Source organism: Rhodococcus sp. IEGM 1307 (assembly GCF_030056915.1).
In the GTDB taxonomy this organism is placed as follows: domain Bacteria; phylum Actinomycetota; class Actinomycetes; order Mycobacteriales; family Mycobacteriaceae; genus Rhodococcus_F; species Rhodococcus_F opacus_D.
The window spans coordinates 77,299-102,299 of record NZ_JASHKW010000016.1 but is presented as its reverse complement, the minus strand read 5'-3'; the positions used below and the strand labels follow the sequence as shown (position 1 = coordinate 102,299).

General features: G+C 63.7%; 18 protein-coding genes and 2 pseudogenes. 11 read left to right on the top strand and 9 right to left on the bottom strand.

Going from position 1 to position 25,001, the window contains the following annotated elements; all coding sequences use genetic code 11:
- Positions 1 to 71: 71 nt before the first annotated feature.
- Positions 72 to 302 (bottom strand): annotated as a pseudogene (locus QM841_RS27830) (transposase); the annotation flags it as partial.
- Between the two features lie 419 nt (positions 303 to 721).
- Entirely contained in the window at positions 722 to 1,510 is a 789-nt protein-coding gene (locus QM841_RS27825) for an amidohydrolase family protein (RefSeq protein WP_283334556.1), read from the bottom strand.
- 75 nt (positions 1,511 to 1,585) lie between these two features.
- Here QM841_RS27825 and QM841_RS27820 point away from each other — a divergent pair, with 75 nt between their 5' ends.
- The 4 genes from QM841_RS27820 (at position 1,586) to QM841_RS27805 (ending at position 4,641) form a co-directional block, all read left to right on the top strand.
- Positions 1,586 to 2,302, top strand: a complete 717-nt coding sequence (locus QM841_RS27820; RefSeq protein ID WP_206016454.1) for a GntR family transcriptional regulator — start codon at positions 1,586 to 1,588, stop codon at positions 2,300 to 2,302.
- Entirely contained in the window at positions 2,299 to 3,603 is a 1,305-nt protein-coding gene (locus QM841_RS27815; protein WP_283334555.1) for an SLC13 family permease, read from the top strand. Before QM841_RS27820 ends, QM841_RS27815 begins: the two co-directional genes overlap by 4 nt.
- Positions 3,604 to 3,860: 257 nt before the next feature.
- Entirely contained in the window at positions 3,861 to 4,061 is a 201-nt protein-coding gene (locus QM841_RS27810; RefSeq protein WP_283334554.1) for a hypothetical protein, read from the top strand.
- Positions 4,062 to 4,161: 100 nt separating this feature from the next.
- Positions 4,162 to 4,641 carry a hypothetical protein gene (locus QM841_RS27805; protein ID WP_283334553.1) on the top strand — a complete coding sequence of 160 codons (480 nt, stop codon included), beginning with the start codon at positions 4,162 to 4,164 and terminating at the stop codon, positions 4,639 to 4,641.
- A gap of 184 nt (positions 4,642 to 4,825) precedes the next feature.
- Here the strand turns inward: QM841_RS27805 and QM841_RS27800 are convergent, their stop codons facing one another.
- Entirely contained in the window at positions 4,826 to 5,773 is a 948-nt protein-coding gene (locus QM841_RS27800) for a phospholipase D-like domain-containing protein (protein WP_283334552.1), read from the bottom strand.
- A gap of 381 nt (positions 5,774 to 6,154) precedes the next feature.
- On the opposite strand from QM841_RS27800, the gene QM841_RS27795 reads away from it, so the two are divergent.
- Positions 6,155 to 6,448: a hypothetical protein gene (locus QM841_RS27795; RefSeq protein ID WP_164060187.1), complete on the top strand. Its 294-nt coding sequence runs from the start codon at positions 6,155 to 6,157 to the stop codon at positions 6,446 to 6,448.
- A gap of 793 nt (positions 6,449 to 7,241) precedes the next feature.
- Here QM841_RS27795 and QM841_RS27790 read toward each other — a convergent pair.
- Together QM841_RS27790 and QM841_RS27785 are read right to left on the bottom strand one after the other, a co-directional pair.
- Positions 7,242 to 8,267 carry a LacI family DNA-binding transcriptional regulator gene (locus tag QM841_RS27790; protein ID WP_164060186.1) on the bottom strand — a complete coding sequence of 342 codons (1,026 nt, stop codon included), beginning with the start codon at positions 8,265 to 8,267 and terminating at the stop codon, positions 7,242 to 7,244.
- A 398-nt stretch (positions 8,268 to 8,665) separates the two neighbouring features.
- Positions 8,666 to 10,045 carry an MFS transporter gene (locus QM841_RS27785; RefSeq protein ID WP_283334551.1) on the bottom strand — a complete coding sequence of 460 codons (1,380 nt, stop codon included), beginning with the start codon at positions 10,043 to 10,045 and terminating at the stop codon, positions 8,666 to 8,668.
- A gap of 357 nt (positions 10,046 to 10,402) precedes the next feature.
- Here QM841_RS27785 and QM841_RS27780 point away from each other — a divergent pair, with 357 nt between their 5' ends.
- Together QM841_RS27780 and QM841_RS27775 are read left to right on the top strand one after the other, a co-directional pair.
- Positions 10,403 to 10,753 carry a hypothetical protein gene (locus QM841_RS27780; protein ID WP_283334550.1) on the top strand — a complete coding sequence of 117 codons (351 nt, stop codon included), beginning with the start codon at positions 10,403 to 10,405 and terminating at the stop codon, positions 10,751 to 10,753.
- A gap of 94 nt (positions 10,754 to 10,847) precedes the next feature.
- Positions 10,848 to 12,065 (top strand): NADH:flavin oxidoreductase, encoded by a 1,218-nt coding sequence (locus QM841_RS27775; RefSeq protein WP_346842844.1) that lies wholly within the window; start codon positions 10,848 to 10,850, stop codon positions 12,063 to 12,065.
- 607 nt (positions 12,066 to 12,672) lie between these two features.
- Here QM841_RS27775 and istB read toward each other — a convergent pair.
- The 4 genes and pseudogenes from istB to QM841_RS27755 all read right to left on the bottom strand — a co-directional run bounded on the left by istB (position 12,673) and on the right by QM841_RS27755 (position 19,961).
- The gene (gene istB, locus QM841_RS27770; RefSeq protein ID WP_005245467.1) at positions 12,673 to 13,488 is read right to left on the bottom strand and encodes an IS21-like element helper ATPase IstB; all 816 of its coding nucleotides are present in this window, start codon (positions 13,486 to 13,488) and stop codon (positions 12,673 to 12,675) included.
- Positions 13,485 to 15,141, bottom strand: a pseudogene (istA, locus tag QM841_RS27765) (IS21 family transposase). The gene istB and the pseudogene istA overlap by 4 nt, the downstream one beginning before the upstream one ends.
- A 315-nt stretch (positions 15,142 to 15,456) precedes the next feature.
- Complete coding sequence (locus tag QM841_RS27760; protein WP_283334549.1) at positions 15,457 to 18,723, bottom strand: protein kinase domain-containing protein; 3,267 nt, start codon at positions 18,721 to 18,723, stop codon at positions 15,457 to 15,459.
- A 497-nt stretch (positions 18,724 to 19,220) separates the two neighbouring features.
- Positions 19,221 to 19,961: an IclR family transcriptional regulator gene (locus QM841_RS27755; RefSeq protein ID WP_164060184.1), complete on the bottom strand. Its 741-nt coding sequence runs from the start codon at positions 19,959 to 19,961 to the stop codon at positions 19,221 to 19,223.
- Positions 19,962 to 20,274: 313 nt separating this feature from the next.
- On the opposite strand from QM841_RS27755, the gene QM841_RS27750 reads away from it, so the two are divergent.
- From QM841_RS27750 to QM841_RS27735, 4 genes are all read left to right on the top strand, one after another.
- A complete protein-coding gene (locus QM841_RS27750; protein ID WP_283334548.1) occupies positions 20,275 to 21,264 on the top strand; it encodes an agmatinase in 990 nt (329 codons plus the stop codon).
- Positions 21,254 to 22,060, top strand: a complete 807-nt coding sequence (locus QM841_RS27745; protein ID WP_095870025.1) for an enoyl-CoA hydratase/isomerase family protein — start codon at positions 21,254 to 21,256, stop codon at positions 22,058 to 22,060. Before QM841_RS27750 ends, QM841_RS27745 begins: the two co-directional genes overlap by 11 nt.
- 630 nt (positions 22,061 to 22,690) lie before the next feature.
- On the top strand, positions 22,691 to 24,040 hold the full coding sequence (locus QM841_RS27740) for a Glu/Leu/Phe/Val family dehydrogenase (protein WP_095870026.1): 1,350 nt from the start codon (positions 22,691 to 22,693) through the stop codon (positions 24,038 to 24,040).
- Between the two features lie 120 nt (positions 24,041 to 24,160).
- On the top strand, positions 24,161 to 24,907 hold the full coding sequence (locus QM841_RS27735) for a crotonase/enoyl-CoA hydratase family protein (protein WP_283334610.1): 747 nt from the start codon (positions 24,161 to 24,163) through the stop codon (positions 24,905 to 24,907).
- Positions 24,908 to 25,001: the final 94 nt, after the last annotated feature.

Sequence of the window (25,001 nt, the reverse complement as noted above, 5' to 3'; positions counted from 1 at the left end):
TGCACTCACACGAAAGGCTTCGATGCCTCCGTTCACCCCGACCATCACCCGACTCGACCTCGGCGACACCGCCGTCGCAGTCGCAGCAACTCGGCGCGTTCGGCCGTGTCCAGAGGTTTTTCTCCATGGACCTCGGCGGCAGCGATCCTGCGGCGTTCGACTTTGACCCACTCACCCAACAGGCTCTCGTTCAGGCCCAGCTCCCGGGCCACTTCTGCGATGGTACGGCCGGAATCGATCACACGATGGGCGGCCTCGACCTTGTACTCGGCCGTGAACGACCGACGCTTGCGAGGAGGCATGCGGACATCCTTCCAGCGGGACTGGAGTCCCGCTAACTCGGTGTCCACTTTTCGGGGGGAACCTCAGCTCAGCCGGCGACGGACGGGCGGTGACGGCCGTGTGGTTGTCGCGATTCTGAAAATCGGCGACGAGTTCGGCAGAATTGGGTTTGACCTGCGATGACGACAGGTCTCCGAGGAAGGATGAGCGTTTACCGGAGTGTGAGCGGGTTCATTCAGATCGCTGGATGAGGGTAAGGGTCGATTCCAGCTGGTCGTGGCGTTGCGCCGAGCCGCACACCATTGTTCCGATTTCTCTCGAAACTGATGGATTCCACGAGTTACGCGTGCAATCCGCGAGTTGCTAGCGGATTTCGATACTCGCCTGTCGGAACCCCGCGCTTCCCGGTTCAGCTGCACCCGAGTCGGTCCGGGACTGTCTATTTCCACTGCAGGAGACGTTGGGCGTTGGCGGGAAGGGTGGCGGTGAAGGTTGCTTCCCCGAGCTGCTTCCGGGCCCATGCCGTTAGTGCACTGGTGGAGCAGTTGGTCTCGTGGCCGGTGAAGGGCCAGTCGCTGCCGAAGAGCATGCGCGCGGGACCGGTTGTGTCGAGTAGTTCCGCGAGTGCCCGTTCCGGTACTTCACTGCGATAGGGGGCGGAGACTTTCACCCAGACATGTTCGAGCGCCGCCAGCGTGGCCACGGTCTTCCTCGCCTGGAAGTCGTTGCGGGCTGGTAGGCCGAGGTGATCGATAACCACGGATGACGACCACCGGGTGAGGCTGTCGGTGAGTTCGTCCCACTGTCGCCCTCGTGCCTGGACCTCGAGATGCCAACCCAGTTCGCCCATCCGTTTTTCCAGAGCCCGCCAGACCCGACTGTCCAGATCCGGCGGGGTGACGCCGATGAGATTGAGCCGGATGCCCCGGACTCCCTGTGCGTTCAGCTTTTCGAGATCGTGATCCTCCCGGGGATCGAGGACCACGACGCCCCGGAGTCGTTCCGGATGCTGCGCGAGCGCACCGAGGAGATAGCTGTTGTCGGTTCCCAGAAAACTCGGCTGGATCAATACACCCCGTGCGACACCATGGCGGTCGAGTTGGGCCAGGTAGTCGGACGTGTCGGCGTCGTAGGTCGGGGTATACCGCCTGCTGTCCGACAGCGCCAATCCGCGGTGGAAGACGTGCGCGTGGGTGTCGATGGACGGAGACAGCTGGCGGAGAGTCACAGGCCAACCGTAAAAGATTCCTTCAAACCTGTAAAGGACTAGATATTTAGTTGTCTATATGGCAGCCTGTGAGGCATGACACAGCAGACCGACAGCCGGTTACCGCTGCACGCCCGGCTGAAAGACGATCTGAGTCGGCGGATCAGCACCGGCGAATGGGGACCGGAGAGGGCGTTGCCTTCCGAAGCGGAGCTCGCAACCGCGTACGACGTTTCCGTGGGGACGATGCGCCGTGTGCTCGGTGAGTTCGTCGCTGAAGGCATCCTGGTGCGCCGCCAGGGGCGCGGGACATTCGTCCGGCGGCCCAGCTTCGACAACGCGCTCTTTCGCTTCTTCCGGGCGCGCGGCGACGACAACCGTGTGCCCAACGCCCGCATCCTCGGCCGGGACCCGGAACAGCCGACAGCCCAGGTCGCGCAGGCGCTGGGTAAGCCGGCGCAGGTTCTGCATCTGCAGCGCCTGAGATTGTGGGACTCGACTCCCTTCCTCGTCGAAGACATCTGGGTGCCGTTGCCGCAATTCGACCCCCTCGCCGACATCGACATCGACGACATCGGGGCTTTGCTCTACCCGGCATACGAACGTCTCACCGGACTGGTCGTCGGGGCCGCCAGCGAGGAGCTGTCCGTGGACGCGGCCGATCCTGCCACCGCGGCGCTACTCGGATGCGAACCCGGGGAGGCGTTGATGCGGATCGAACGACTGGCCCGCACCTACGCGGGCGAGGTCATCGAGTACCGCGTCTCGCACGGTGTCGCCTCCGCATTCCGCTATCGATTGGAACTTCAGTGATCACTCCCGAACTCGTCGCCGTCGCGGGGCTGGTCGCAATCTTCGCAATCGCGATGTGGCGCTCGCTGAACATGGGCGCCGTCGCCCTGGTGGCCGCCTTCGTCATCGGCGTGGGCTACTTCCACGTCGGGCCAGCCGAGATCGCCGAGGGATTCCCGGGCAGTCTCTTCGTCACCCTGCTCGGGGTGACGTACCTCTTCGGTATCGCCCGCGCGAATGGCACCGTCGACGCTATCGTGGGCAGCGCCGTGGGACTGGTGCGAGGACGCGTCGCCCTGATCCCCTGGATCTTCTTCCTGTTGGCGGCCATCATCACCGGCGCCGGCGCACTCAGTGCTGCCACCAACGCAATTCTGATCCCCGTCGCCCTCGCCTTCGCCTACCGTTACCGCATCAATCCCTTGCTCGTTGGACTGTGTGTGCTCAACGGGACGAACGCCGGCGGTTTCTCACCGATCTCCGTCTACTTCAATATCGTCGACAACGTCTTCGCCCAGAGCGGAGTGTCGATCCCGCCGGCACCAATTTTCCTGTTCACTTTCCTCGCCAACCTCGCTCTCAACACCGCAGCATTCTTCCTCCTGGGCGGCCGAGAACTTCTTCGCCGCGGTGCAGCCGACGACGAGACGGGCCAACCGGACCCGTATCCGGATACTCCCGGCGAACCATCGGGCGCTGGTGGGACGGCACTGGCTACGAAAGCGACGACGTGGACAACCGCCAATATCCTGACCATCGCCCTGCTCGTGGGGATCGTCGTCATCGCACTCGGATTCTCCATGGACGTCGGCTTCCTGGCCCTCTCGGCAGCAGTCGTGCTGGCGGCTCTCTACCCGCAGGACTCCAAGCGCGGGTTCGAGCAGATCGGCTGGGGTGTCATCCTCCTGATCGGCGGCATCGTCACCTACATCTCCGTGCTCCAGGGTGCCGGCGTGATCGACGACCTCGCCCACTCCGTCAGCACCATCGGCTCCCCGATGATCGCAGCGCTGACCATCCTCTTCGTCGCCGGTATCGTCTCGGCCTTCGCGTCGACGAACGCGATGTTCGTCGTCCTCGTCCCGCTCGCCGCTCCACTCGTCCTCACCGGAGACGTGAGCACCGTCGGATTCGTCACGGCTCTGTGCGTCGCGGCCTCGGCCGTCGACTCCAGCCCCTTCTCCACCGGCGGCGCACTGATCATCGCCAACACCGAAGAACACCTGCGCGACAAAACCTTCCGCGGACTCCTGATCTGGGGAATGTCGATGATCGTCGTCGCCCCGGTACTCGCCTGGCTGATCTTCGTCCTTCCCACCTAACCGCACCTGCCCCCAATCATGTGCGTGAAGGGCGACAGGCCCGTTCCAGAATAGCGGCGTCTTGTACACCGAACCATGGGTCTGGCCTTCTACACCCGCTCGTTGTGGCCGACGATCATGACGCACGGCATCTACGACCTGTTCGTCTTCTGGGTGATGATTCGGATGTGACGGCCGGGGCCCTGGCCTGCGTGGGCCACCACTCTCGGACGGGTTGTGCCATGCTGGGGGCACAGTGTCGAAGTCGCGGGGGTGACATGACTGTTCATACGTTGGTGCGATCCACAGGCAGGCGTGGATGGACGGTGCGGTGCGATCTGTGTGAGCACACCTTCGCCGCTGCCGTCGCCGGCCGGCCCGAGGCGATGGCCTTCGCCGAGACGAACGGGTGGATCGTCGGCGAGCGCACGTGGTGCCCGATGTGCGCGGCGGCCCACACCTCCCGCCGCACAGCCTGAAATCGCCGATCCACAGCCCTGACCCGGAACTCCGGGGCGGTTGTTGGGCTGTGAGGATGGACTCGAAGGTTTCGTCTTGCATTGAAGGGAACAGGGTCTGATGGGGGAGCTGGCCGCGGCGAGCAAGGTACATGTGATGGTGTCGTACTGGTGGAGCCGCGGCGACGGTCTCGCCAACCACCAGCTCGGCCAGATCCTCACCCGCGCAGCAGGTGTGGGTGAGGTTGATCTCACCGATCCGCAGTCGCTCGACCGGGCCTTACGTGTCGCGGTCGCCGATCCCGCGGTGCTGGCCGAGCTGGACCAGTGGTGGCAGATGGTCGAAACCCGCAGGGCCGGAAACGGCACCCGCAACCCGGGTCTGGGCCTGGATCAGTCGATTCGGTACCTCACCGACCGGCTCGACGCCGTCACCGTCACACCGGAGGCGCTCGGCGAGTGCCGCCGGCAGGTCGCCGCGGTCGATCAGACGATCATCAGCGCGAAGAACCTCCCCGAACTCGCGCACCCGGACGCCGAGATGCTCGACCTCCTCGGCCGCTACCTGGAGGCACGTTCCCGAGTGCTGGCCCTGACATGACGACCCCACCGGGGTGAGCCGACGCCAAGGCGCGGGCCACAGGGTTGGACGGCGAGCCGCCACCCCCGGAAGCGACCTGCCAGCATTGCCATTAATGCTTGCATTGCCTGGCGATGCTGGCGATTCGGTGACTAGTGGGGACGTGTCGTTCCCTCTGGTCATGCCGCGTATTGGCCGCGGTGGTTCAGAGGTTCCAGAGTTGGAGCGGAGCGGTCCGCAGGCTGGGGGAGGCGATCCGGTGATCGGACCGGAGCCGGGGGCCCGGGTGCCCGAGGTCGGCGAGGGTCTGCTCGGCCTCCGAAACTGGGATCGGGTGCAGGTCCGCTCGGCTTCGCAGGAGGTGACCGACGGCGCCGCGGCTGTGGAGGATCGCGATCGCCTCGGAATCCACGACCGCTGGGGGGTAAATCCACTCGTTGTCGGCGGTGACGAAGATCAGGACGTCACCGCGCTCTAGGCGGGTGTCGGACTTGTCGTGGTGGAACCATTCGAGATGGTACTTCGCTGCCGGCCCGGCAGGGCCGCGATGCCGGCGCGCCTGCGTTGCCCACGTGTGCTGCTCGGTAGGACCGGGCGTGTAGTCGACGGTGTGCCGCAGAAACATCCGGGGGATCGTTGCGGGCAGGAACCCGGGGTCGGCGCGCCCGCGGCTCGTGACCCCGGGCAGTGGTACCGCCCGACCGATCTGCCACTGCGCGGTGGCGTTGTCGAGGAACGCCTGATCGACCTCGGTGATCTCCTCGATCCCGTCGATGAACGCCCGCACGGCGGCGACAATGTCGGGGTCGTCGGTGATGACGACGGCCTCCTCGGCGAGGGTGGAGCTGTGGGAGGCGTTGGCGGAGCCGATGACCGCCCGCCGATCGGTGGCGATGACATTGGCGTGCAGGTTCGGTGACGACAGCACCCGCACCCCCGCGTCCACGTAATGGGCGAGCGCGACCGGGGAGGTCGCATGGGCGCGCACCGCGGCGCGGGAGGCGTTGACGACAAGAACATCCCCGGCCCGCAGCGGCAGCAAGGTGGGCGCGTCCTGGCCGAGGTGCGCGATCGCAGCACGGCGGGGACCGCGCGTGCGGATCGCGCGGGTGATGTGCGGCCACGGACTCGGCCCATGGAAGCTGGTCCCCATAGTCAAAACGGTAGCGGGGGCGAACACCCGGTTGGGTGGATCCGCGATCGGCGGGCTCACAGACAGAACAGTGGATTCAGGCCGCTGACCTGTGAAGATGACACGTCCCCTTTCCCGCGGGGACCGATTCGCACAGCCCGCTACTGGTGTGAGGCGGTCGCCGTCACGGGCGCGGCCATCGGTTGATTCGGTGCGGCTGCTCGGTACCACCGATGCATGCCGAGGCCGAATACGTCGAGGTTGACCTGTGTCGGGGTGGGGGTGCGTCCACGCCTGGGGTGGGTGAACGGGCCCCCTGGGGTTGCTTCAGTTCGGGCGCTGGAGTGGGCAGAGTTGTCTCTGTCACCGACGCACTTCCCCGACATCCTCAGGAGCGAATGAATGATCAACGCCCGCCGAACCTTTACCGCCATCGCCTTCACTGCCTTGACGGTCCTGAGTGCGGCCGGGGCAGCGTCCGTCGCTCAGGCCGAGCCGATCGGCCCGAACGGTCCCACCGGTGGTCCGTGCCCGATCGTGAACACGGACTCGAACGGAAATGAGACGGTGACATACGGCAAGCCCGGCGACCGCAATGGTGCCCTGGTGTGTGGTGCGGACGGCGAGTGGGCGGTCGGCAAGACCAAGGCCAACCCCGGGCAGATCCAGATCCAGCCCGGTCTCTCCCGCGGGTAACCGACAGCAGCCTCCGCCATCCCCTACTCGAGGGTGAGTGCCCCGCATCGATGCCGATGCGGGGCACGACCGGTTCCGGGCCGGTGCGTCAACAGTCTCGAACGATCACCGTGGGATGCGAGATGACTCCGCACGCGCACGGCCCAGCGGCCCGCGGCGGATCGTGCACGGTGGGTTAAGGGCTGTATTCCGACTTGCTTAGGTGGCATGAGCGACTGCTGTACGTGCTCGGGCGAAGTTAGGGCTTGATCCACGACTCAAGCCAACGGAACCCGTGCTGCGGATCAAGGACCACAGTCCAGTCCCCCGATCCTTCCGTCAGCCCCGTCGTCCTCCACAAGCGCGGCAGCCTTGGCGAACTGCTGCTTGATCGCATCATGTACCAGGTTCTCGTGGGTTGTCAGAAAGATCACCACACCTGATGTACTTCGTCGAGCACCACGACAATCTGTGGAATGAGCAACGTCTCACAGCGGATCAGCTGATTCCGATGGCCCTGCGGCTCTTCGTTCTTCTGTTCCTGTCTGCTGTCGGCTACGTGGTAGTCACTGCGATGTCGCCATCGGCATCACGTCGCTAGGAGAGGGCAGTATCAGGCCGTCGTCGGAATGGTGAATAGTGCGGGCAGGAGACGACCTGTCGAGGCACGGGATACTTCGCGTGCCGAGTCCTGTCCGATCCGTCATTCACCAGCGTTCCTCAGCCGGTCTCACGGCAACACCTCGAGACCCAGGGCCTGGGGCGGGCCTTCATCGACTACCTCGAAAACGACTGGGACGACTTCGTCGCTTGATTACACCCCGAGCCGCGGTGCCGGGCTGTCGATGCGGCCGGCCACCGTGGCCGAGGACGCCCGGACCACCAGGACGGGTTCGAGCGCGACACTCGAAACGTCCTCTCCTTCGATCAACGACACCAGCCGCTGTGCGGCGGTCCGACCCATCAACCCGAGGTCTGTCCGGACGCTGCTGAGGGGTGGCTCGAGATATGCAGCCTGCGGAATGTCGTTGTATCCCACCAACGCAACGTCGTGTCCGACTCGCATGCCGTGATCGCCGAGGGCGCGGCCCGCGCCTATCGCAGTGTGGTCGTTGGCGCAGAACAGGGCCGAAGGGCGTTCGCGCTGAGCGAGCAGGGACGTGACGTACCGGTGCCCGTCCTCAACGCCGAACCCCCCGGCTTCGGGGCTCGACAGCACGGTGACCTGCGGGTGCCCTGCCATGACCTCCATGAATCCGGCTACTCGATCGATCGAGGTACTTGCCGCGGCCGGACCCGGCACCACGGCCACCCGCTCGTGTCCCATTGTGACGAAGTGCTCTGCCACCAGAGAGCCGCCGCGTCGGTCGTCGGCTGTCACCGATACCGCATCGTCGGACCGGCGCATCGCGAAGACGTACGGCACCGAGCTCGATTCGAGCTGGTGTGGAACCTCACGCCCCACCTCGGTGTCGCACAGTACGAATCCGTCGACTTTCCTGCTGAGGAGATGATCGATAGCCTCGGACCGCACCTCCGGATCGCCGTGGGTGGCGATGACCGCTGACAGGTATCCGAGTTCTCGCGACGCTTCCTCGATGGCGGTCGCCAGTATTGCCATCACGATGTCGCTGAGGACCGGAACGACGACACCGAGCATGCGCGAGCGCCCGCTCCGCAAGCTGGACGCAACCGGGTTGGGAACGTATCCCGCCTCGCGAGCCAACTCTTGGACCCGTTTGATCGTGGACGCGGCCACTCGTCGGTTGTCACCGCGCAACGCACGGGACACGGTCGAGACGTCGACGCCGGCAAGTTCCGCCAGTTGCTTCATGTTCATGGTGGACAATCTTGTTCCCTCCCCGTAGACCCATCGTCGCGGCATATCGTTGCGAAGACGAAAGACCGATTGGGCCCATCGAGCCGGGCCCGCAGCACTGCCTGAACGGTCCATCCTACGCCAATCGATTGTTATGCCGCATCGCCCACGCCGCCGAGATCGAGGTCGAACCGCGTGGGCGCTGTCGGTCTCGGTGCCCCTGAGTGCGTCGATGAACTCGGGGCAGCGGACTGGCAGCAGGTCGGGGCTCGTAGAGTCGGTGAGCCGATCTGTCTTAAATGGCGGCAGCGGTCATCGGCACGAAAATCGTCGCCTGGCTGTCTGGATTCCGGGTGCTGACATCAATGGGGAAACTAGAACTAGGCATCGTGACGGGTAACGGCTCGAGTCGCCGATGATCAATGGCTCAGGCTGGAGGTTTCCGCCAGGCTCATATTGCGGGTCTCCGGCGCCCAGATTGCCGAGATCACCAATCCGACGACAGTAATCGCGAAGGCCCCGTACATCGTCGTTGAGATGCCGAAATTCTCGAGGGAGATAGGCACCAGGAACGTGCCCACGGCCGCCCCGAATCGGCTCAGCGCGGTCACAATACCCATTGCAGATCCGCGTAGCTCGGTGGGAAAGAGTTCGTTGGGGTAGACAAACGACATGACTTCCATCCCCCCGCTGAACAGTGCATAGGCGGCGAAGAAGACAGCTGCCCAGATTGCGGGGGCGTCCGAGAAGATAGCGAGGAGCAGCATCGGGATGGCCGCCCAAGCGAAGCTTTGAATCGTCATGGTACGGCGTCCCACGCGGTTGACCAGGAGGAGCGCGATGACGCAGCCAACCGCGAAGAAGAGCTCAATGGCGGCCGAGCCCAGAGTGCTCGCGCGTCCCTCCAAGTGCATTGCGCCCACCAACTGAGGTCCGAAGGCGAAGATCGCATACACCGGAATGATGAGACAGATCCATATCGCGGTGACGAACAGCAGCCGACCAACGTACCCGGCTTTCACGACTGCGAAGAGGCCCCCGCCTGCGCGCGCTTCTGCCGGCGATTCATCGACTCTGACGCCGGGTCCGAACACCTTGGCCATGACCGAGTTGGCCTCCTCGACTCGCCCATTCCGTGCCAGCCACAGGGGGGACTCCGGAGTGCCGATCCGCATGACGGCGATGATGACAGCGGGGACGGCAGTACTTGCTAGCATCCATCGCCACGCTCCGTCCCCGATCGTGGACAACATGATTTCCCCTGTGACGTAGGCGGCCGCGCCTCCGACGAAGAAGAGAGAGATCAGTACACCCAGCAACGGGCCCCGCAAACGCTTGGGACTGAATTCGGTTAGCAGTGCCGGCGCGATCGGGTAATCGATGCCGACCGCCAAACCAACCAGCAACCTCATGATGATCAAACTGAATGCGCCCTCTACGAAGAACGAGGCGATCGACAACGCCGAGATAGCTGCGAGATCCCATTTGTAGATGCGCTGCCGTCCGAATCTATCTGTCAGGTAGCCGCCGATGAACCCGCCGAAGAAGACCCCGAGCAGCACCATCGCTGCAACGGCACCCTTGGCTGCGGCAGACAAAGCGAATTCGGGACCAATCTGCACCATCGCCACACCGAAGATCGCGAGAACGTATCCATCGATGAAGGCCCCCCCACTTGCACAGGCGGCAAGCCGGATATGGAACAGACTTATGGGTACGTCATCGAGGAGGCTTGGCATTGTGGTCTCCGCTAGGTCTGACGGCATACCGTCAGACTTCGTCGTTTCGATATTGATCATTACTCTCTCCTGCCGGACGAGCGCTCGCCACATATGCCAAACGTTTGGTAAGACGATACGAGCGACTTCCCTGCAACACAAGAGCGGGAACGGAAATATGCACATCTGGTTGCGGCCGCGGGAGAGCTGGACGGCAAGAGCAACAGATCTGCGGTTGCCAAACGATTGGCAGGCAGTCGATTTATTGCTACCGTGCTTGCAGTCACATCGGCTCTATTGGGCTCGGACACACGTCCTTGGTAGGGCCGGTGCGATGACGACTTCCGGCAACCCCTGCGGCAAAGCCGCCGACCCGTCTACTGATCCGATCCGACAGGACTTCCGTGCCTGACACCGCTGACGACTCAAGGAATCGCCATGAACGTGAACCACGCACCGCCGGCAGGTGGTCGGGTGACCTCCCATCCGACCACCGCAGACTCGGTGCGTCATGATGTGGACGCATACCGCACGCAGCGTCGCCGCCAGCTCAACGAACTGAATCGCCGCAACAACGCCCGCCAAGTTCGGACCGAAACAGACGTAATAGTCCACTTCGCCCGGATCTGGGCCCCGTACGGCGGAGCACCAACAGAGGAGGTCTTCCAAACATTCGGCATCTCCCGCCAGCAGTTCAACGACAAACTTTGGCAGACGGTTGAGGGTGTTGAATTCGACGCGTCGATCGTCCGCGAACTTGCACGCGTCTACACGCGACAGCACCCCTAACGGCCAAGTTGCCTCCAGAAAAAAATCTCCATTCAAGGAATGGAGATGCTCGAGACGGCCATGAGGCAGTTCATGGGTCCACGAGTCTCACCATATGAGGTCCGTCGACCGTGGGCCGACCAGTTCCTTCCGGCAAAGGTGCTCGAGTGGGTTGGACCGCGGATTCACTCGTACTTGCTGCGACATGCACCCACACCAAATTGAACCAATGCATCAGCATCTCGAAGGAGAGAGCGTAGTGACACGTGTGGAGAATCCAATGTCGTTGGAACGCGGCCCCGACTGGTCCAACCGGTTGGTCCTGGCACCCCTGACAAATCAACAGAGTCATGTAGATGGCAGTCTGCACGAAGACGAACTGCAGTGGCTGCGGACACGCGCCGCAGGCGGGTTCGGGATGGTGTTGACGTGCGCTGCGCACGTGTCGCGCGGAGGGCAGGGATTCCCCGGGCAGCTCGCAGTATGGAGTGACCGATTCTTGCCTGGTCTGGCCAGGCTCGCCACAGTACTGCGCGAGCAGGGAACTCCATCGGCCGTCCAGCTGCACCACGGTGGCATGCGTGCGCGGCCGGAGCTTTCGGGAGTCCCTCCGATTGCCCCGTGGGATGATCCCTCCAGGGGAGTTCGTGCGATGACGACGGACGAGATCCACTGCTTGATCGACGATTTCGCCAGTGCTGCTCGACGGGTCGAGCGAGCCGGTTTCGCAGGCGTGGAGGTCCACGGTGCTCACGGTTACCTGCTGTGCCAATTCCTGGACGCGCGCCGCAACAACCGTACCGATGGCTACGGCGGTACGTTCGACAATCGGTCACGAGTGATCTTTGAGGTACTGGAGGCCGTACGAGCAGCGACGGGGCCGTCGTTTCAGGTGGGTGTGCGCCTGAGTCCCGAGCGTTACGGCATAACGATTTCCGAGAGCCGTCTTTTGGCTGAAGAGGTGATGACGTCGGGGCTCGTCGACTACCTCGATATGTCACTGTGGGACGTGTCAAAACGGCCACATGGGGACGATTCCGGCAGCACGCTCATCGACGCCTTCGCTTCCCTGTCGAGAGGAAAGGCAAAGCTCGGGGTCGCTGGCAAGATACTGTCGGGAACCGTTGCGCAGTCGTGCCTTGACCGTGGTGCCGATTTCGTACTCATCGGCACTGCGGCCATCCTTCACCACGACTTCGCGGCCAGAGTGCTGGCCGACCCCGCGTTCACTAGCCTTTGCCAACCCGTTTCGCGGCGGCACCTGGAGACACAGCATTTGGGGGGCGCCTTCATTGATTACCTCGCGACCGACTGGGATGATTTTGTCGCGTGACAGACCCGATGCGCGATGGTGGGCTGTCGACCGAGTCGCCCGACTCAGAGGATGCCCGGACCGCAAGCGCTGGGCCCAACGCGACACCCGGGACGTCTCGTCCTTCCAGCACGGACACCAACCGTGTAGCTGCAACTTCGCCCATCGAATCGACTGCGAGATGCCGAGGAACCCAGCCAACCCAACATAATGTCCGACACCCAACTAACAGGAACTGGCCGCCGGTGTCCTTGAACAGCTCGAACTTCGCAGTTATCGCCACTCCCCAGCCATCGGCGGTGGCACACACTATTCCAGTGACTCTGTTCGATTGCGTGCACGGGCGTCTCTACCTACAAAGAGGTCCGAGTGCGGGCAGCAAGGTTCGACGTCGACGCCCTGATCAGGCTCGACTTCATTCTCGACGTCGACCTTCCTGGCTCTGTCAACTCGATCTGGCCCCACCTTGTCGGCTCGAGTTGGCCCCAGCCGACCCTTACTCGTGAGGGTGTGACGGCTTGAAGTGGCCCCACCCTGGTGCGGTGAGCTGGGTGTTCGGGGTTGGTCGAATGTCCGGGCTGGACGCCGCGACGTCGAGGGTGTTGTCCGTCGCCGGCATGGGCTGGGGTCAGCTCGCGGCTTGGGCTGCTGCCCTGGTTTGAGCGAGCCGGTAGCTGTCGGTGCCGGTTTCGATGATCGCGCCGCCGAAGGTGAGTCGGTCGACGATGGCCGCGCAGAGTCTCGGGTCGGTGAACGTCCGGGTCCAACCTGAAAATGACTGGTTGGACGCGATCGCCACGGAGTTCTTCTCCTCGCGTTCGGTCAAAACCTGGAACAACAACTCGGCGCCGCGTTTGTCGAGTTCCATGTAGCCGAGCTCGTCAATGCAGAGCAGATCCACCCGCCCGTAGCGGGCGATGGTCTTGGCGAGCAGTTTCTCGTCGGCGGCCTCGACGAGTTCGTTGACCAGTTTCGTCGCCAGGGTGTAGCGGACCCGGAAGCCGGCCTCGGCGGCGGCGGTGCCCAAACCGATCAGCAGGTGCGATTTGCCGGTGCCGGAATCGCCGATCAAACACAATGGTTCGCCCTTGCGGACCCAGACGCAGCTGGCGAGGCTGTTGATGGTGGCCGGGTTGACGTTGGGGTTGGCGTCGAAGTCGAAGTCCGCCAACCATTTCTGGCGTGGGAATCCGGCGGCCTTGACCCGGCGGATGCTGCGGCGGCGGGCGCGGTCGTCGCATTCGGCGAGCAGCAGGTCGGCGAGGAAGCCCTCGTAGGTCAGTTGCTCCTTGTGGGCGACGGTGAGCATGTCCTCGAACCGGGTGCGCACCGTCGGCAGCCGCAGATCGCGGCAGGCCTGCTCGATCGCGGTGGCGGCGGCTTCGGGGGTGAGTCCGCGCCGGCGCCGTGCGGCGGCCGGTGAGGTGGGGGTCGGCCCGGTCATGATGATGCTCCTTCACGTGCAGAGACGGCGTCCGAGGAGGGTGGCGGTCGCCGCCGCAGCAACTCGTCGTAGGCGGGCGACGGTGGGAAGCGGCCGCGAATCCGGTGGCAGGCCGGCGATCACCGCCTCCGGGTCGGTCAACCTGCGTGCGGTCATCGACACCACCTTCGACGGTGCCGCCGCAACTGGGGTGACCGCGTCGTCGGGACGGTCGGCGGCGGCCTTGCGGGCCTCGACGGCCACCACGTCCGCGCAGGCGGCGCCGACAGCGACCGCGGCGCGGAGCCCGGCGGTCACATCGGCGTGTGCCATGTTCCGGTGCAGCAGCAGCACTTCGACGAGGGCGCGGGTGCCGTCGGCGTCCCCGTGCACCGATCGTGCCAGCGCCCAGAACGCCTCGTGGTCGGCGGTGAACGTCCCCGCCGCCCGTGCCTGGGACAGCGCGGTCGACCCCGGTAGCGCGCCGGGTTTGCGGGCGAGGACCTCGAGGTAGTGATCGAGCACCAAGGCCTGCGCGCCCTTGCGGGCGAGGCGGAGATGGCGGGCGACCTCCCGCCGGCCGTCGAAGATCACCACCTCACTGGCCCGCAGTGAGACCCGCACTTGCCGTCCGATCAGGTAGATCGGCACCGAATAGTGGCACTGGCGCATCGTGACCCGCGCATATCGGTCCACCCGTGGCGTCAACCACAGGCCGGGCTCGAACTCTTCGGCCGGGAGCGGCCGCAACAAGGGCCGTTCGGTGGCGAAGTCCTCCCCGACGGTCCGGATCCGGGTATCGATCCGCCGGTCGTCGTCCGCCCGATCCGCCGCCGCGAGGCGCGCGTTGAGCTCGTCCAGGGTGTCGACCTTCGGCACCGGGACCAGGTGGTTACGGCGGAAGCGCCCCACCTCACCCTCCACACCGCCCTTCTCGTGGGCGCCCTCGAGGCCGGAGAGGCAGTAGAAGGAATCGAAGCCGTAGTGTGACCGGAACAGAATCCACCGATCCGACTCGGACCGGTTGCGCCCGAACAACACCCGACGCACCGCAGATCGCAGATTGTCGTACCGGATCTTGCCGGTCGGGACACCACCGATCGTGGCGAAGGCGATCACGTGGCCCTCGATGAACGCCTCCTGCCCCTGTGAGGCGAATACTCGGTGCACCGCCTTGCCCGAGTGCGACAGCCGGAGGGTGAACAGGAAACACTTCGTCCGCACCCCGGCCAGATCGATCCACACATCTCCGAAATCGACCTCCGCCTCCGCACCGGGAAGATGGTCTTGCAGCACGAAGGCCGTCTCGGTTCCCCTCCCGGACTCGGCGACGATCTCCGGGCGTCGGCGGGCGACGTAGTCCCGCACCGAGGAGTACGAGGCCTCGCAGCCGTGTTCGTCGATCAACCTTGTCCAGATCCGTTTGGTCGTGTGCCTCTGCTTCCGCGGCGCGGTCAGGTCCGTGACCAGCATGTCATCGATCAATGTCTTGAACCGTTCGAGCTTCGCCGCGATCCGCACCGGCCTCTTGCGGGGAGGCGGAATCGGAGACTCCAAGGCCGCGCGCACCGTCCGGCGATGCACACCATGGCGGTCCGCCAGCGCGCGGATCGACAGGCCCTCACACCGCGCATCGCGGCGGATGTCCTCGAACAGTTGCACCCGAGACTCCAACCCGAACCCCTCACGGCCGGCGGTGTGGTCGGTCTCGATCATCGCGCCCACACCCGTCACCGGGATTCACACCGACGAAAACAGCCACCCCGGGCGTGTCGCGGTGGGGCCACTTCGAGCCGTCACACCCTCACCGGATAAGGGTCGGCTGGGTCCAACTCGAGCCGCCCGACCGGGGCCACTTCAGGCTGCCAGAGCCAACCTTCCCGACCCGCCCGACGTCACCACCGTGTAGCAAAGGATTGCCTGGTCGAACGGTCGGTCCCGTTATCTCCCGGCCCACCGTCGGGGCGCTCGTGGTCTCTCCCCTGGAAGTTATGAATGTTGTTGCTGCTCTGCGATCCATGCGGCGATCTGCGCCCGCGTATGGAACCCGAGTTTGGTGAGAATGTGCTCGACGTGTCCCTGGGCGGTGCGAGGGGAAATCACCAACTGGTCAGCGATTGCTTTATTGGTCAGGCCCTCGGCTATCAGTTCAGCGACCTGCCGCTCTCTTTTGGTCAGTGTGACTGTTGTGTCGCCGGTTGACGGCGACGGAGCCGCCGGGACTCGCTCGCCGACAGCGTAGGCGACGGCAGCCTCGAGCCCGAGTTGCCTACCTTCCTCAACGGCAGTCATGAAGGTCTTGTCGGTTAGCGTCCGCCGACAGGTTTGCACGCACTCTTCATGGTGCACGAGGAGGCCTGGAAGCAAGACCGGCGACGTTCCGACGACATGAGCGAGGGACTCGGCGGCTCCCATCAGGACAGCGGCGCGGTGTGCCTCGCGGGCATCACCGGCGATCCATGCGAGCGCGTCGAGGCACGCCGCTGAACCCACCGGGTCCTGCACACGTCTCGCGATCCGTATTAGTGCTTGCTGAAGAAGGTCCGTGGCCCGTGCGCGATCACCTTGCTGCCACACCGCAACGGCCATGCCCCATCGCGCAAAAGCCGAGTTGACGGATTCACCTTGTGTGTCGGTGATGTCGAGGGCTTCCTGATAATAGGCCATCGACTGTGCGGTCTCTCCGCATAATACGTTCGAGAGCCCCAACATGATCAAGGCCTCGACTTGAAAGTAGATGCGGTTCTGTTCGCGAAACACTTCGAGGGCCTCCGCCAGAAGCGTGGGGGCACGGGTGTAGTCACCAGCGAAGACTTTGAGGACTCCGTCGGCGTGGACGGCCAGTGCACGCGGCAGCGGATCGGTCATCTGCTCGGCGAGCACGCGTGCCTCCGCTACGGCCGCTGCTGCAGAGCTGAGGTCGCCCTGCCAGTCAGCGAGGGCACTGACAGAATAGAGTGCTTTGACCCGATCGATGGTTGGTTGCCCGCTCTGGCGGGCCAGAAAGTGATCGAGCCAATACCGCCCTTCGCTGCACAGTCCTCGGGAGCTCCAGAAGAGGTGCATGGCGTTGGAGATTCGGAGGCCGGTGTCCGGATCTTCGGACAGGTAGTAGTTCAGTGTCTCCCGCAGGTTGGATTGCTCCCGCTCGAGGCGTGCGATCCATTCGAGCTGCCGCGGGCCGATCCATTCGGCCTCGGCGTTCAGCGCCAACTGCAGATACCAGTCACTGTGCCGACGAATCAGTTCCGGTAGTTCCTCGGTTTGCTCAGACCTCGTCCGGCCGTACTCGCGCAGGGTCTCCAGCAGTCGGAAGCGCACGACGTCGTCGCGTTCCTCGCGGATCAGAATCGATTTCTCGACGAGAGAGGTGATCGCGTCGAGGAGGGCTTCCGCTGTCAGGTTCATCCCGCAGACGGATTCTGCGGCGTCGAGTTCGACTCCGCCAGCAAACACCGAGAGACGTGCCCACACAAGTTGTTCCAGTGGTGTGCACAGTTCGTGGCTCCAATCGATACACAATCGCAGCGTCTGTTGCCGTGTCGGTGCAGTTCTGCTACCACGGGTAAGCAATGCGTAGCGGTCGGTGAGCCGCTGCAGAATCTGTTCCGGTGACATGGCCTGCAGTCGAGCCGCGGCCAGTTCGAGAGGGAGAGGTAACCCGTCCAGGTGCTGACAGATTCGGGTGACCGCCATTCGATTGTCGTCGGTGAGCTCGAAACCTGGTAGCGCAGTCGCGGCGCGGTCAGCGAACAATGTCACCGCGTCGTAGCTGGGCAGACCTTGAAGAGACGGATCACGGTCGGGATCGGGGACGCTGAGCGGGGGAACACGTAGTGCAACTTCGCCGCCGATGCCGAGCGGCTCACGGCTCGTGGTGAGAATTCGGACCCCGGGGCAGGTTCGAAGCAGCGACTCAGCTAACTCGGCCACCCCACCCACCAACTGCTCGCAGTTATCGAGCACGAGCATCAACTCGCGCGAGGAGAGGAACTCAATCAAGGCTTCCTGGCGTGGAATCGCCATCTGATCTCGAATACCCAGCGCCCCTGATACCACATCGACCAGTAGGGATTCTTCGCGGAGTTCTCCCAACTCGACGAACCAGACACCATCGGCAAACGCACGGTGCACGTTGTTGGCAACCTTCAGCGCGAGGCGCGTCTTACCGACACCGCCGATGCCCGTCAATGTGACCAGGCGAGAGGATCGCAGAAGGGTTTTTGCTTCGGTTAGCTCTCTTCGTCGCCCGACGAAACTGGTCAGCTCGAGGGGGATGTTCCCTTTGGTGCCCCGGCCGGATTGCGCGGAATGTGCGTGCGACATCGGCACCGGGCCGTGCGGCTCGGAAACTGGTTCGGCACGAAGTGCCATGTCGTCGACCTGGTGCCCGTGGCGGAGCTGGGTGCCACGAAGCTCGTTACCGAGTTGCTTCGCCGATGGGCGTTCGTGCGGATCACGGGACATGGCCCGCGCGATCGTTTTCGATATGTCGTCGGAGATGCCGTGGCCGCTCAAATCAGGGATGGGGTTGGTCGCGATGCGTAGGAACTGCGCGACGATTTGCTCGCCGCTGCGGCGTTCGAACGCGGCATGGCCGGTAAGTACGCAGAACAAAGTGGCGCCGACGGAATAGACATCCGACGACGGGGTCGGCGGATCTCCCCGGAGAACCTCGGGGGCTGTAAAGGCGGGTGACCCGGTGACCGAGCCGGTGGCGGTCTCGAACCCTCCCGAGATATGAGCGATCCCGAAATCTGACAGTGCCGGCTCCTGATAGTCGGTGAGCAGAATGTTCCCGGGTTTGATATCCCGATGAAGAATGCCCAGCCGGTGTGCGGACTCCACAGCACCTGCGATCTTCACTCCGAGGCGCAATGCTTCGTTCAATGCCAGTGGGCCTTGGCGGCGGATCCGCGCCTCGAGAGACCCTTGCGGGTGATATGGCATCACAATGTATGGGCGACCGTTGTCGGTGGACCCGACCTGAAGGACTGTGACGATGTTCGGGTGCCCCGTCAACCTGGCCATTGCGCGCTGCTCGCGGAAGAATCTCGCCCGGTTCTCTGCATCCAGGTCGGCGGTCAGAATTTTCACAGCGACCGTGCGGTCGAGCTCGTTTTGTACGCATCGGTACACGACACCGAAACCGCCTCGCCCAATTTCTTGGGCGTTCCCGAATCCGGCAGCTTCCAGCTCGAACGTGATTGTCGACCCCATGCTGCGCTGGGTCCGCAGAGGATCATCTTCGGACATCGGGCACCCGCGATTCATCTGGTTTCGGCACCAATGCGATGCCGCACCCTACTCAACCTGCCAATGCTGTGCCTCAAGAGTAACTTGTGCGCATTACCAGCCTCGGTGCGAGGCTTCGGAGCGGGCACGGTTGTTGTCGCACGCAGGGCGCGACGGTCGTGGAGGCGTCGTGCGCCGCCGAGGTGACCGCGCCCACCGCGCGCCGGGGATCTCGACTCCGGCGATCATGGGCGAAGTCAACCGGTCGGTATCGGCACCCACGTCGAACGCAGGCTGCACCTGCCCGACGGGCACTCCGCGGAGAACGTGCGCGAGATCCTCACACGCAACCGTCTCGCTGCGTGGCAGGGATGTTTGTGGGGCCTCCAGTGCCCGAGCGGTCTAGTCGCACCAAGCCCATTCTGCAACGTATCTCGTTCGGCCGTAATTAGTTCCAGCTCTGACGGTGTCGATCCAAGATCATCACATGACGATGAATGAATCCAAGCCCGGGGACATTAGGGCAGGCCGGTTCCTATCCTGCGGGCTGCCTCACCGACGGACGCCCCGAAGTCGGCGCCGAGATCGTCGTTCAGTCGACTGATCGGTAGGGCCAAGGTAACGGCACCTACGACGCCGTCGTTTCGGTGCACGACGGCGGCGGCGATGCCGACGGAGCCGTCCCCTGATTCTTCTCGATTGAACGCATACCCGTTGCGCCGGATCTGATCGAGTTCTTCTTCGAGTTCGAGGCGGGTTTGAACCGATCGCGGCGTCACGGCCGGCAAGGTTTCACTGGGATACAAACGGCGGAAATCGAACGGGTTCAACGCAGCAAGTATGGCCTTGCCCGCCGCTGTGAGGTGCGCAGGAGCTCGGTCTCCGAGTCGCTCGACCACCCGCAACCGATGGCTTCCCGGAACGAAGTCGACAACGACGACGTCACGCCCCTCGAGTACAAGCAATCCGCTCGATTCCGACGTCACGTCGCTCAAGCGCTCGAGCTGCGGCCGAGCGACCGACTTCAGATCGAGATCCGCGAGGACCCTCAGTCCTACTTCGAGGAGAACGGGCCCCGCCTCGTATGCCTTGCTCTTGACCTGTTGCGTCACGAAGCGGTGATGCTCCAGCGTCGCGAGCAGTCGGTGTGCCGTGGATCGAGCGACCCCGAGCTCACGAGCAACATCGGCGACTCGCACAGCCGGAACAGTGCCGAACATCAGCAAGATCTTCAACGCATTGCCGACCGAACCGGTCACTCCTGAACCGCTGGTGTTCTCTCCTGCCGGGGAGTCGCCAAGACTACTATCGCGCATCCGCCGAACCACTCCCTTGCTGCAAAGCGAACCTGATTCCGCCACGCGGAATCTAGTAGCACCTTACAGCCCTTCGTTAAGGCGAACGGAAGGGCAAACCCTGCTAACCATCCCTTCCCTCAGCATTCGTGTTCTGCTAGGTTGAATGTCATTCCTATCAACGGAACGGTCGAAAGCCGCTCTTTACAGATTGCTCGCGGCAGCGCCTATTGGCTCCTATACAGAGGAGGCCGCGGCCGGCAGCTCAGGAGACAACATGTCAGAAAAGCCCGAATCCACGATTGGTGAACTCGGCAAACAGGGGATGGGTCGCTTCACGGGCGTGCAGACGTTCATGCGCGCCCCTTACCAACCCGATCTCGAGGGTGTGGACATCGCACTCGCGGGAATCCCGTTCGACTTCCAGGGCGGACGAGGCTCCGCGAAGCAGGGGCCGTCGCAGGTACGGCAGATGTCCGGCCTCATCCGACGGGTGAGCTTCGACGGCGTCTCGCCTTTCGATCTATGTCGAGTCGCCGATATCGGTGACGCCGTCCTCAATCCCATGAGCCCTCGCGTAAGCCAAGACCTCGCTGCAGAGTTCGTGGGCAGGGTGGCGGACCGCGGTGGAGCCCTCGTGGCTGTTGGAGGTGACCACGGGACCACCTATCCGATCCTCAAGGGCCTCGTCCGGAACGGCCCGGTCGGCCTGATCCACTTCGATGCCCACCCGGACACCTACGACGATCCGTACGGTGGCTACATCCATCACGGCAACGCGATCCGGGCCGCGATCGAAGAAGGATTGGTCGACCCGAAACGCACCATCAGCCTGGGCATTCGTGGAACTCGCTTCATGTCCACCGACCGTGATTACCACGCACAACATGGAATGCGCCTGCTCACGATCAACGACGTGATCGAACTCGGAATCACAGAAACCGTCGCCGAGATTCGCCGTGTGGTCGGTGACGGCCCGACATACATCACCTTCGACATCGACGCGCTGGATCCGCCCTATGCCATCGGTACGGGGGCACCCGAACCCGATGGGTTGTCGATGCGCGAGGCATTGGCAATCCTGCGAGGACTGAAGGGGTTGGACATTATCGGCGGAGACGTCATGGAGGTGGCGCCGCCACTCGACCCGAGCGGTCACACGGCGCTGAATGCCGCAAACATCATGTTCGAGATCATTTGCGCTATCGCGCTCGCTCGCGTCTCCAAGTGCGGAATCGCAGGCAACGGAGCGCGACATGAAGTATGAGGAATTCGAGAACCTGAGCTTCGAGCGCCGCCCCAACGGTGTGCTCCTGGTCCACATCGATCGTATCGCGGCCGACGCGCGAACTCATGACGAGTTCGCGGAGGTGTGGCGCACGATCGGGCGCGACGATGACACGCGAGTCGCGGTTATCACCGGACGGGGGAAGGTGTTCTCGGCCGGCGGGGATCTCAAGGAGCACGGCACCCCTGCGGCTAGCTTGCGCTCCGACCGAGTACTGAGGTCGGGCAAGGTCGCCCTCGACATCGTCTACAACATGCTGGACCTCGACAAACCCATTATCTCCGCGATCAATGGGGTCGCGGTCGGGGCCGGACTTGCCGTCGCACTGACCGCAGATATCAGCATCATCGCCGAGGACGTGCGGATCACCGACGGTCACAGCAGGATCGGCGTGGCGTCCGGTGACCATGCCGTAATGCTCTGGCCGTGGATGTGCGGGATGGCCAAAGCCAAGTACTACCTCCTCACCGCTGACTTCCTGACTGGGGCAGAGGCGGAGCGCATTGGTCTCGTCAGCAAGGCGGCGCCGGCGGAAGCGGTGCTGGATGAAGCGCTCGCCGTTGCCGACCGACTCGGGCGAGGGCCGCAGCGGGCACTGCGATCAACCAAGCGTTCACTCAACCATGTGTTGCGCAGCGCTGCGCCGGCCTTTGAACTATCGGTGGCGCTCGAAACCATCGATTTCTACCAGGAGGACGCACTGGAAGGACTCACCGCCTTCCAGGAGAAGCGGGAACCGCAATTCCCTTCGGCCTCGGGTAGCGCGACTGCCTAGGGCAGGGCGAGAGGGTCCCCGGCTTCTAGGACAACGGCGTTCTGCTGCCAGCGACCCTCAGGATGACGACGAGTCCCATCCGGACTCGTCGTCATCCGCATTCTCGATTGATCGTCGTAGTCATCAGGCAGTCTCCTGGTGGGGGCGTGCGCCTGTCTCGCAATCCCGCTGTTCTCGTGAGGTAGTCGCGTACGGTGCGCTAGCTCGCAGGAAGTCGGATTCTGCTTGACCAGTGAGCTTCCGGAGGAAGTGCGTTGACGACGCGCAGGCGGGAGATCGTGAACGATCGCGCTGAGAGTTGCGTGCGCTCGATCAGGTTCCCCGGAACGATTGCACCCACACCGCACCATTCCTCTCACGCAATTCGATCAGCATCTCTTGTGCTGCAGTATCGAACAAACGTAGAGTACGACCGGTTACCAAACGATTGGCAACCGGCAGGACGTGCTGGCGCTGCTGCTGCCGGTGTTCAGTCTCGTGAACGAGCTCCGAGGCGATGCCACGGCTGACGCCGGCTCTCGGTAGGGCCGCAGTCGACGACGAGGGCCACGAGCGCCACCCTGGATGCCAAACGTTTGGCATATTGGATGGTGCCTCCACAACGGAATCGGACACACCGAAGGACTTGTCATGACGACCGACCTGAACGCCGGGAGATCCCCTCTCGACCTCGAATCGCCACATTCGATCCCTGTCACTGCCACCGCAACCCCCGGCGGGGACGCTCCCGATGTTGACACTGGCCCACTGGCGTACGCCAGGGCGCAACTTTCGGACGCGATCGCGGTACTCGACCTGGATCAGGGCGTCTACTCCATGCTCGCCAATCCGAGGCGCGAAATGACCGTCAGTATTCCACTGCGGCGAGACAACGGAGATGTCGAGGTGCTGACCGGTCACAGGGTGCAGCACAACGTCTCTCGCGGCCCCGGCAAGGGCGGGCTGAGGTACAGCAAGGATGTCACTCTCGACGAGGTCCGCGCCCTTGCCATGTGGATGACGTGGAAATGCGCGCTCGTCGACGTGCCCTACGGCGGGGCGAAGGGTGGGGTTCGCTTCGACCCGAAGCGGTACTCCCGAGAGGAGGTCCAACGAGTCACACGCCGGTACACCAGCGAGATCATTCCCATCATCGGACCCACCCAGGACATTCCGGCGCCGGACATCGGCACCGATGAGCAGGTCATGGCATGGATGATGGACACCTACTCCGCCAGCCAGGGGTACACGGTGCTGGGCGTCACCACCGGAAAGCCGCTCGCGCTCGGCGGATCCCTCGGTAGGCCCACCGCGACCTCGCTGGGAGTGGCACACGTGGCCTTGGCGGCCCTGAGCCATCTCCGGAGGCGACCGACCGCGACAGCCGCCGCAGTTCAGGGCTTCGGAAAGGTCGGACGGGGCGCCGCGCGGTACCTCTGGGAAGCCGGAGTCAAGGTGGTCGCCGTCAGTGACGAATACGGTGCCATCTTCAATGCCGGCGGTCTCTCCGTACCGGATCTCGAAGCATACGTAGCGACATCCGGCACGGTTCTCGGGTTCGATGATTCCGAGGATCTCAACGACAGAGACGCACTGCTGTACCTCGAGGTGGACCTGCTCATCCCGGCGGCGATCGAAGGGGTTCTACACGGCGAGAATGCCGACCGCGTCCACGCTTCACTCATCGTGGAGGGCGCGAACGGCCCGACGACACCGGCCGCCGACGAGATCTTCCGTGCGAATGGGCAACTGGTGGTTCCCGACATCCTCGCCAACGCGGGGGGCGTCATCGTGTCCTACTTCGAATGGGTGCAGGCGAACCAGGCCTATTGGTGGAGTCAAACCGATGTCGAAAATCGCCTTCGCGAACGAATGGAGCGGGCATGGCATCGCGTCCTCGAATATGCTGCGACCCATCGTGTCTCGCTTCGCCTGGCAGCTACCGTGCTTGCTGTGGACACGGTGACAACCGCACATCTGACCCGTGGTCTTTATCCGTGACGACCCGTCGACCACGAATCCTGACGGGCAGGGTCGTACTCGCTGCTGCCGCTGCCGTTGGGACGACCGGCCGATTCACCGCACATGATGCTGAGACGAAAACGAATGGGGCAACAGACCATGGATGACAAGCGGGTCAGTGTCGACATCGACAGCGCCGGAGTCGCGACTGTGACCATGACACGAGGAACGCACCACAACGCCCTCGACGGTCCCATGATCGCCGCACTGCTGGCGAGCGCGGAGCAGCTTCATCGAGATTCACGGGTCCGCGCGGTTGTTCTCCGTGGGGACGGCGAAAGCTTCTGCGCTGGGTTGGATGTGAAGCACTTCCTTCAGACGCCGGACAATATCGACGATCTGCTGGTTCGCGCGCCCGGGGAAGTTGCGAACCTGGCTCAGCGTGTGTCCTACGACTGGCACCGACTTCCGGTGCCGGTCATCGCTGCGATCACCGGCAATTGCTTCGGCGGGGGATTGCAGATAGCGCTCGGAGCTGACATCCGAGTCGCCGCACCGGATGCCCGCCTGTCGATCATGGAGGTTCAATGGGGTCTTGTACCTGACATGGGAATTACCCAGTCGATATCAAAGGTGGTCGGCATCGACGTGGCCAAGGAGCTGACCTTCACGGGCCGCATCCTGTCCGGCAGCGAGGCCAAGGATCTGCACTTGATCACCCACGCTGTCGACGACCCATACGCTTACGCGCAGCAGCTTGCGCACGACATCGCGAGTCGCCCGCCGAAGGCCGTGCGCGCCGCGAAAAGGCTCTTCAATGAGGCGTGGACCGCCGATCCTGCCACCGGGCTAGCCATGGAGACCGATCTTCAACGGGATCTCCTGGTCGACCTCGAGTCCCGATGAAGAGCGCAGTGAGCCTGGCGCCCTTGTGCGGCAGGAAGGCCCACCGTATGGTGTGTGCCAAACGTTTGGCAGACCACGTTGTGCTCCGACACCA

Bases quoted from the DNA above. Each gene is read 5' to 3' on its own strand.
- QM841_RS27740 (WP_095870026.1), top strand. From the start codon at position 22,691: ATGACGACCGACCTGAACGCCGGGAGATCCCCTCTCGACCTCGAATCG.
- QM841_RS27750 (WP_283334548.1), top strand. From the start codon at position 20,275: ATGTCAGAAAAGCCCGAATCCACGATTGGTGAACTCGGCAAACAGGGG.
- QM841_RS27795 (WP_164060187.1), top strand. From the start codon at position 6,155: ATGATCAACGCCCGCCGAACCTTTACCGCCATCGCCTTCACTGCCTTG.
- QM841_RS27820 (WP_206016454.1), top strand. From the start codon at position 1,586: ATGACACAGCAGACCGACAGCCGGTTACCGCTGCACGCCCGGCTGAAA.
- QM841_RS27790 (WP_164060186.1), bottom strand. From the start codon at position 8,267: ATGAACATGAAGCAACTGGCGGAACTTGCCGGCGTCGACGTCTCGACC.
- QM841_RS27775 (WP_346842844.1), top strand. From the start codon at position 10,848: ATGAGGTCCGTCGACCGTGGGCCGACCAGTTCCTTCCGGCAAAGGTGC.
- QM841_RS27760 (WP_283334549.1), bottom strand. From the start codon at position 18,723: ATGTCCGAAGATGATCCTCTGCGGACCCAGCGCAGCATGGGGTCGACA.
- QM841_RS27735 (WP_283334610.1), top strand. From the start codon at position 24,161: ATGGATGACAAGCGGGTCAGTGTCGACATCGACAGCGCCGGAGTCGCG.
- QM841_RS27780 (WP_283334550.1), top strand. From the start codon at position 10,403: ATGAACGTGAACCACGCACCGCCGGCAGGTGGTCGGGTGACCTCCCAT.
- QM841_RS27800 (WP_283334552.1), bottom strand. From the start codon at position 5,773: ATGGGGACCAGCTTCCATGGGCCGAGTCCGTGGCCGCACATCACCCGC.
- istB (WP_005245467.1), bottom strand. From the start codon at position 13,488: ATGACCGGGCCGACCCCCACCTCACCGGCCGCCGCACGGCGCCGGCGC.
- QM841_RS27805 (WP_283334553.1), top strand. From the start codon at position 4,162: ATGGGGGAGCTGGCCGCGGCGAGCAAGGTACATGTGATGGTGTCGTAC.
- QM841_RS27785 (WP_283334551.1), bottom strand. From the start codon at position 10,045: ATGATCAATATCGAAACGACGAAGTCTGACGGTATGCCGTCAGACCTA.
- QM841_RS27810 (WP_283334554.1), top strand. From the start codon at position 3,861: ATGACTGTTCATACGTTGGTGCGATCCACAGGCAGGCGTGGATGGACG.
- QM841_RS27745 (WP_095870025.1), top strand. From the start codon at position 21,254: ATGAAGTATGAGGAATTCGAGAACCTGAGCTTCGAGCGCCGCCCCAAC.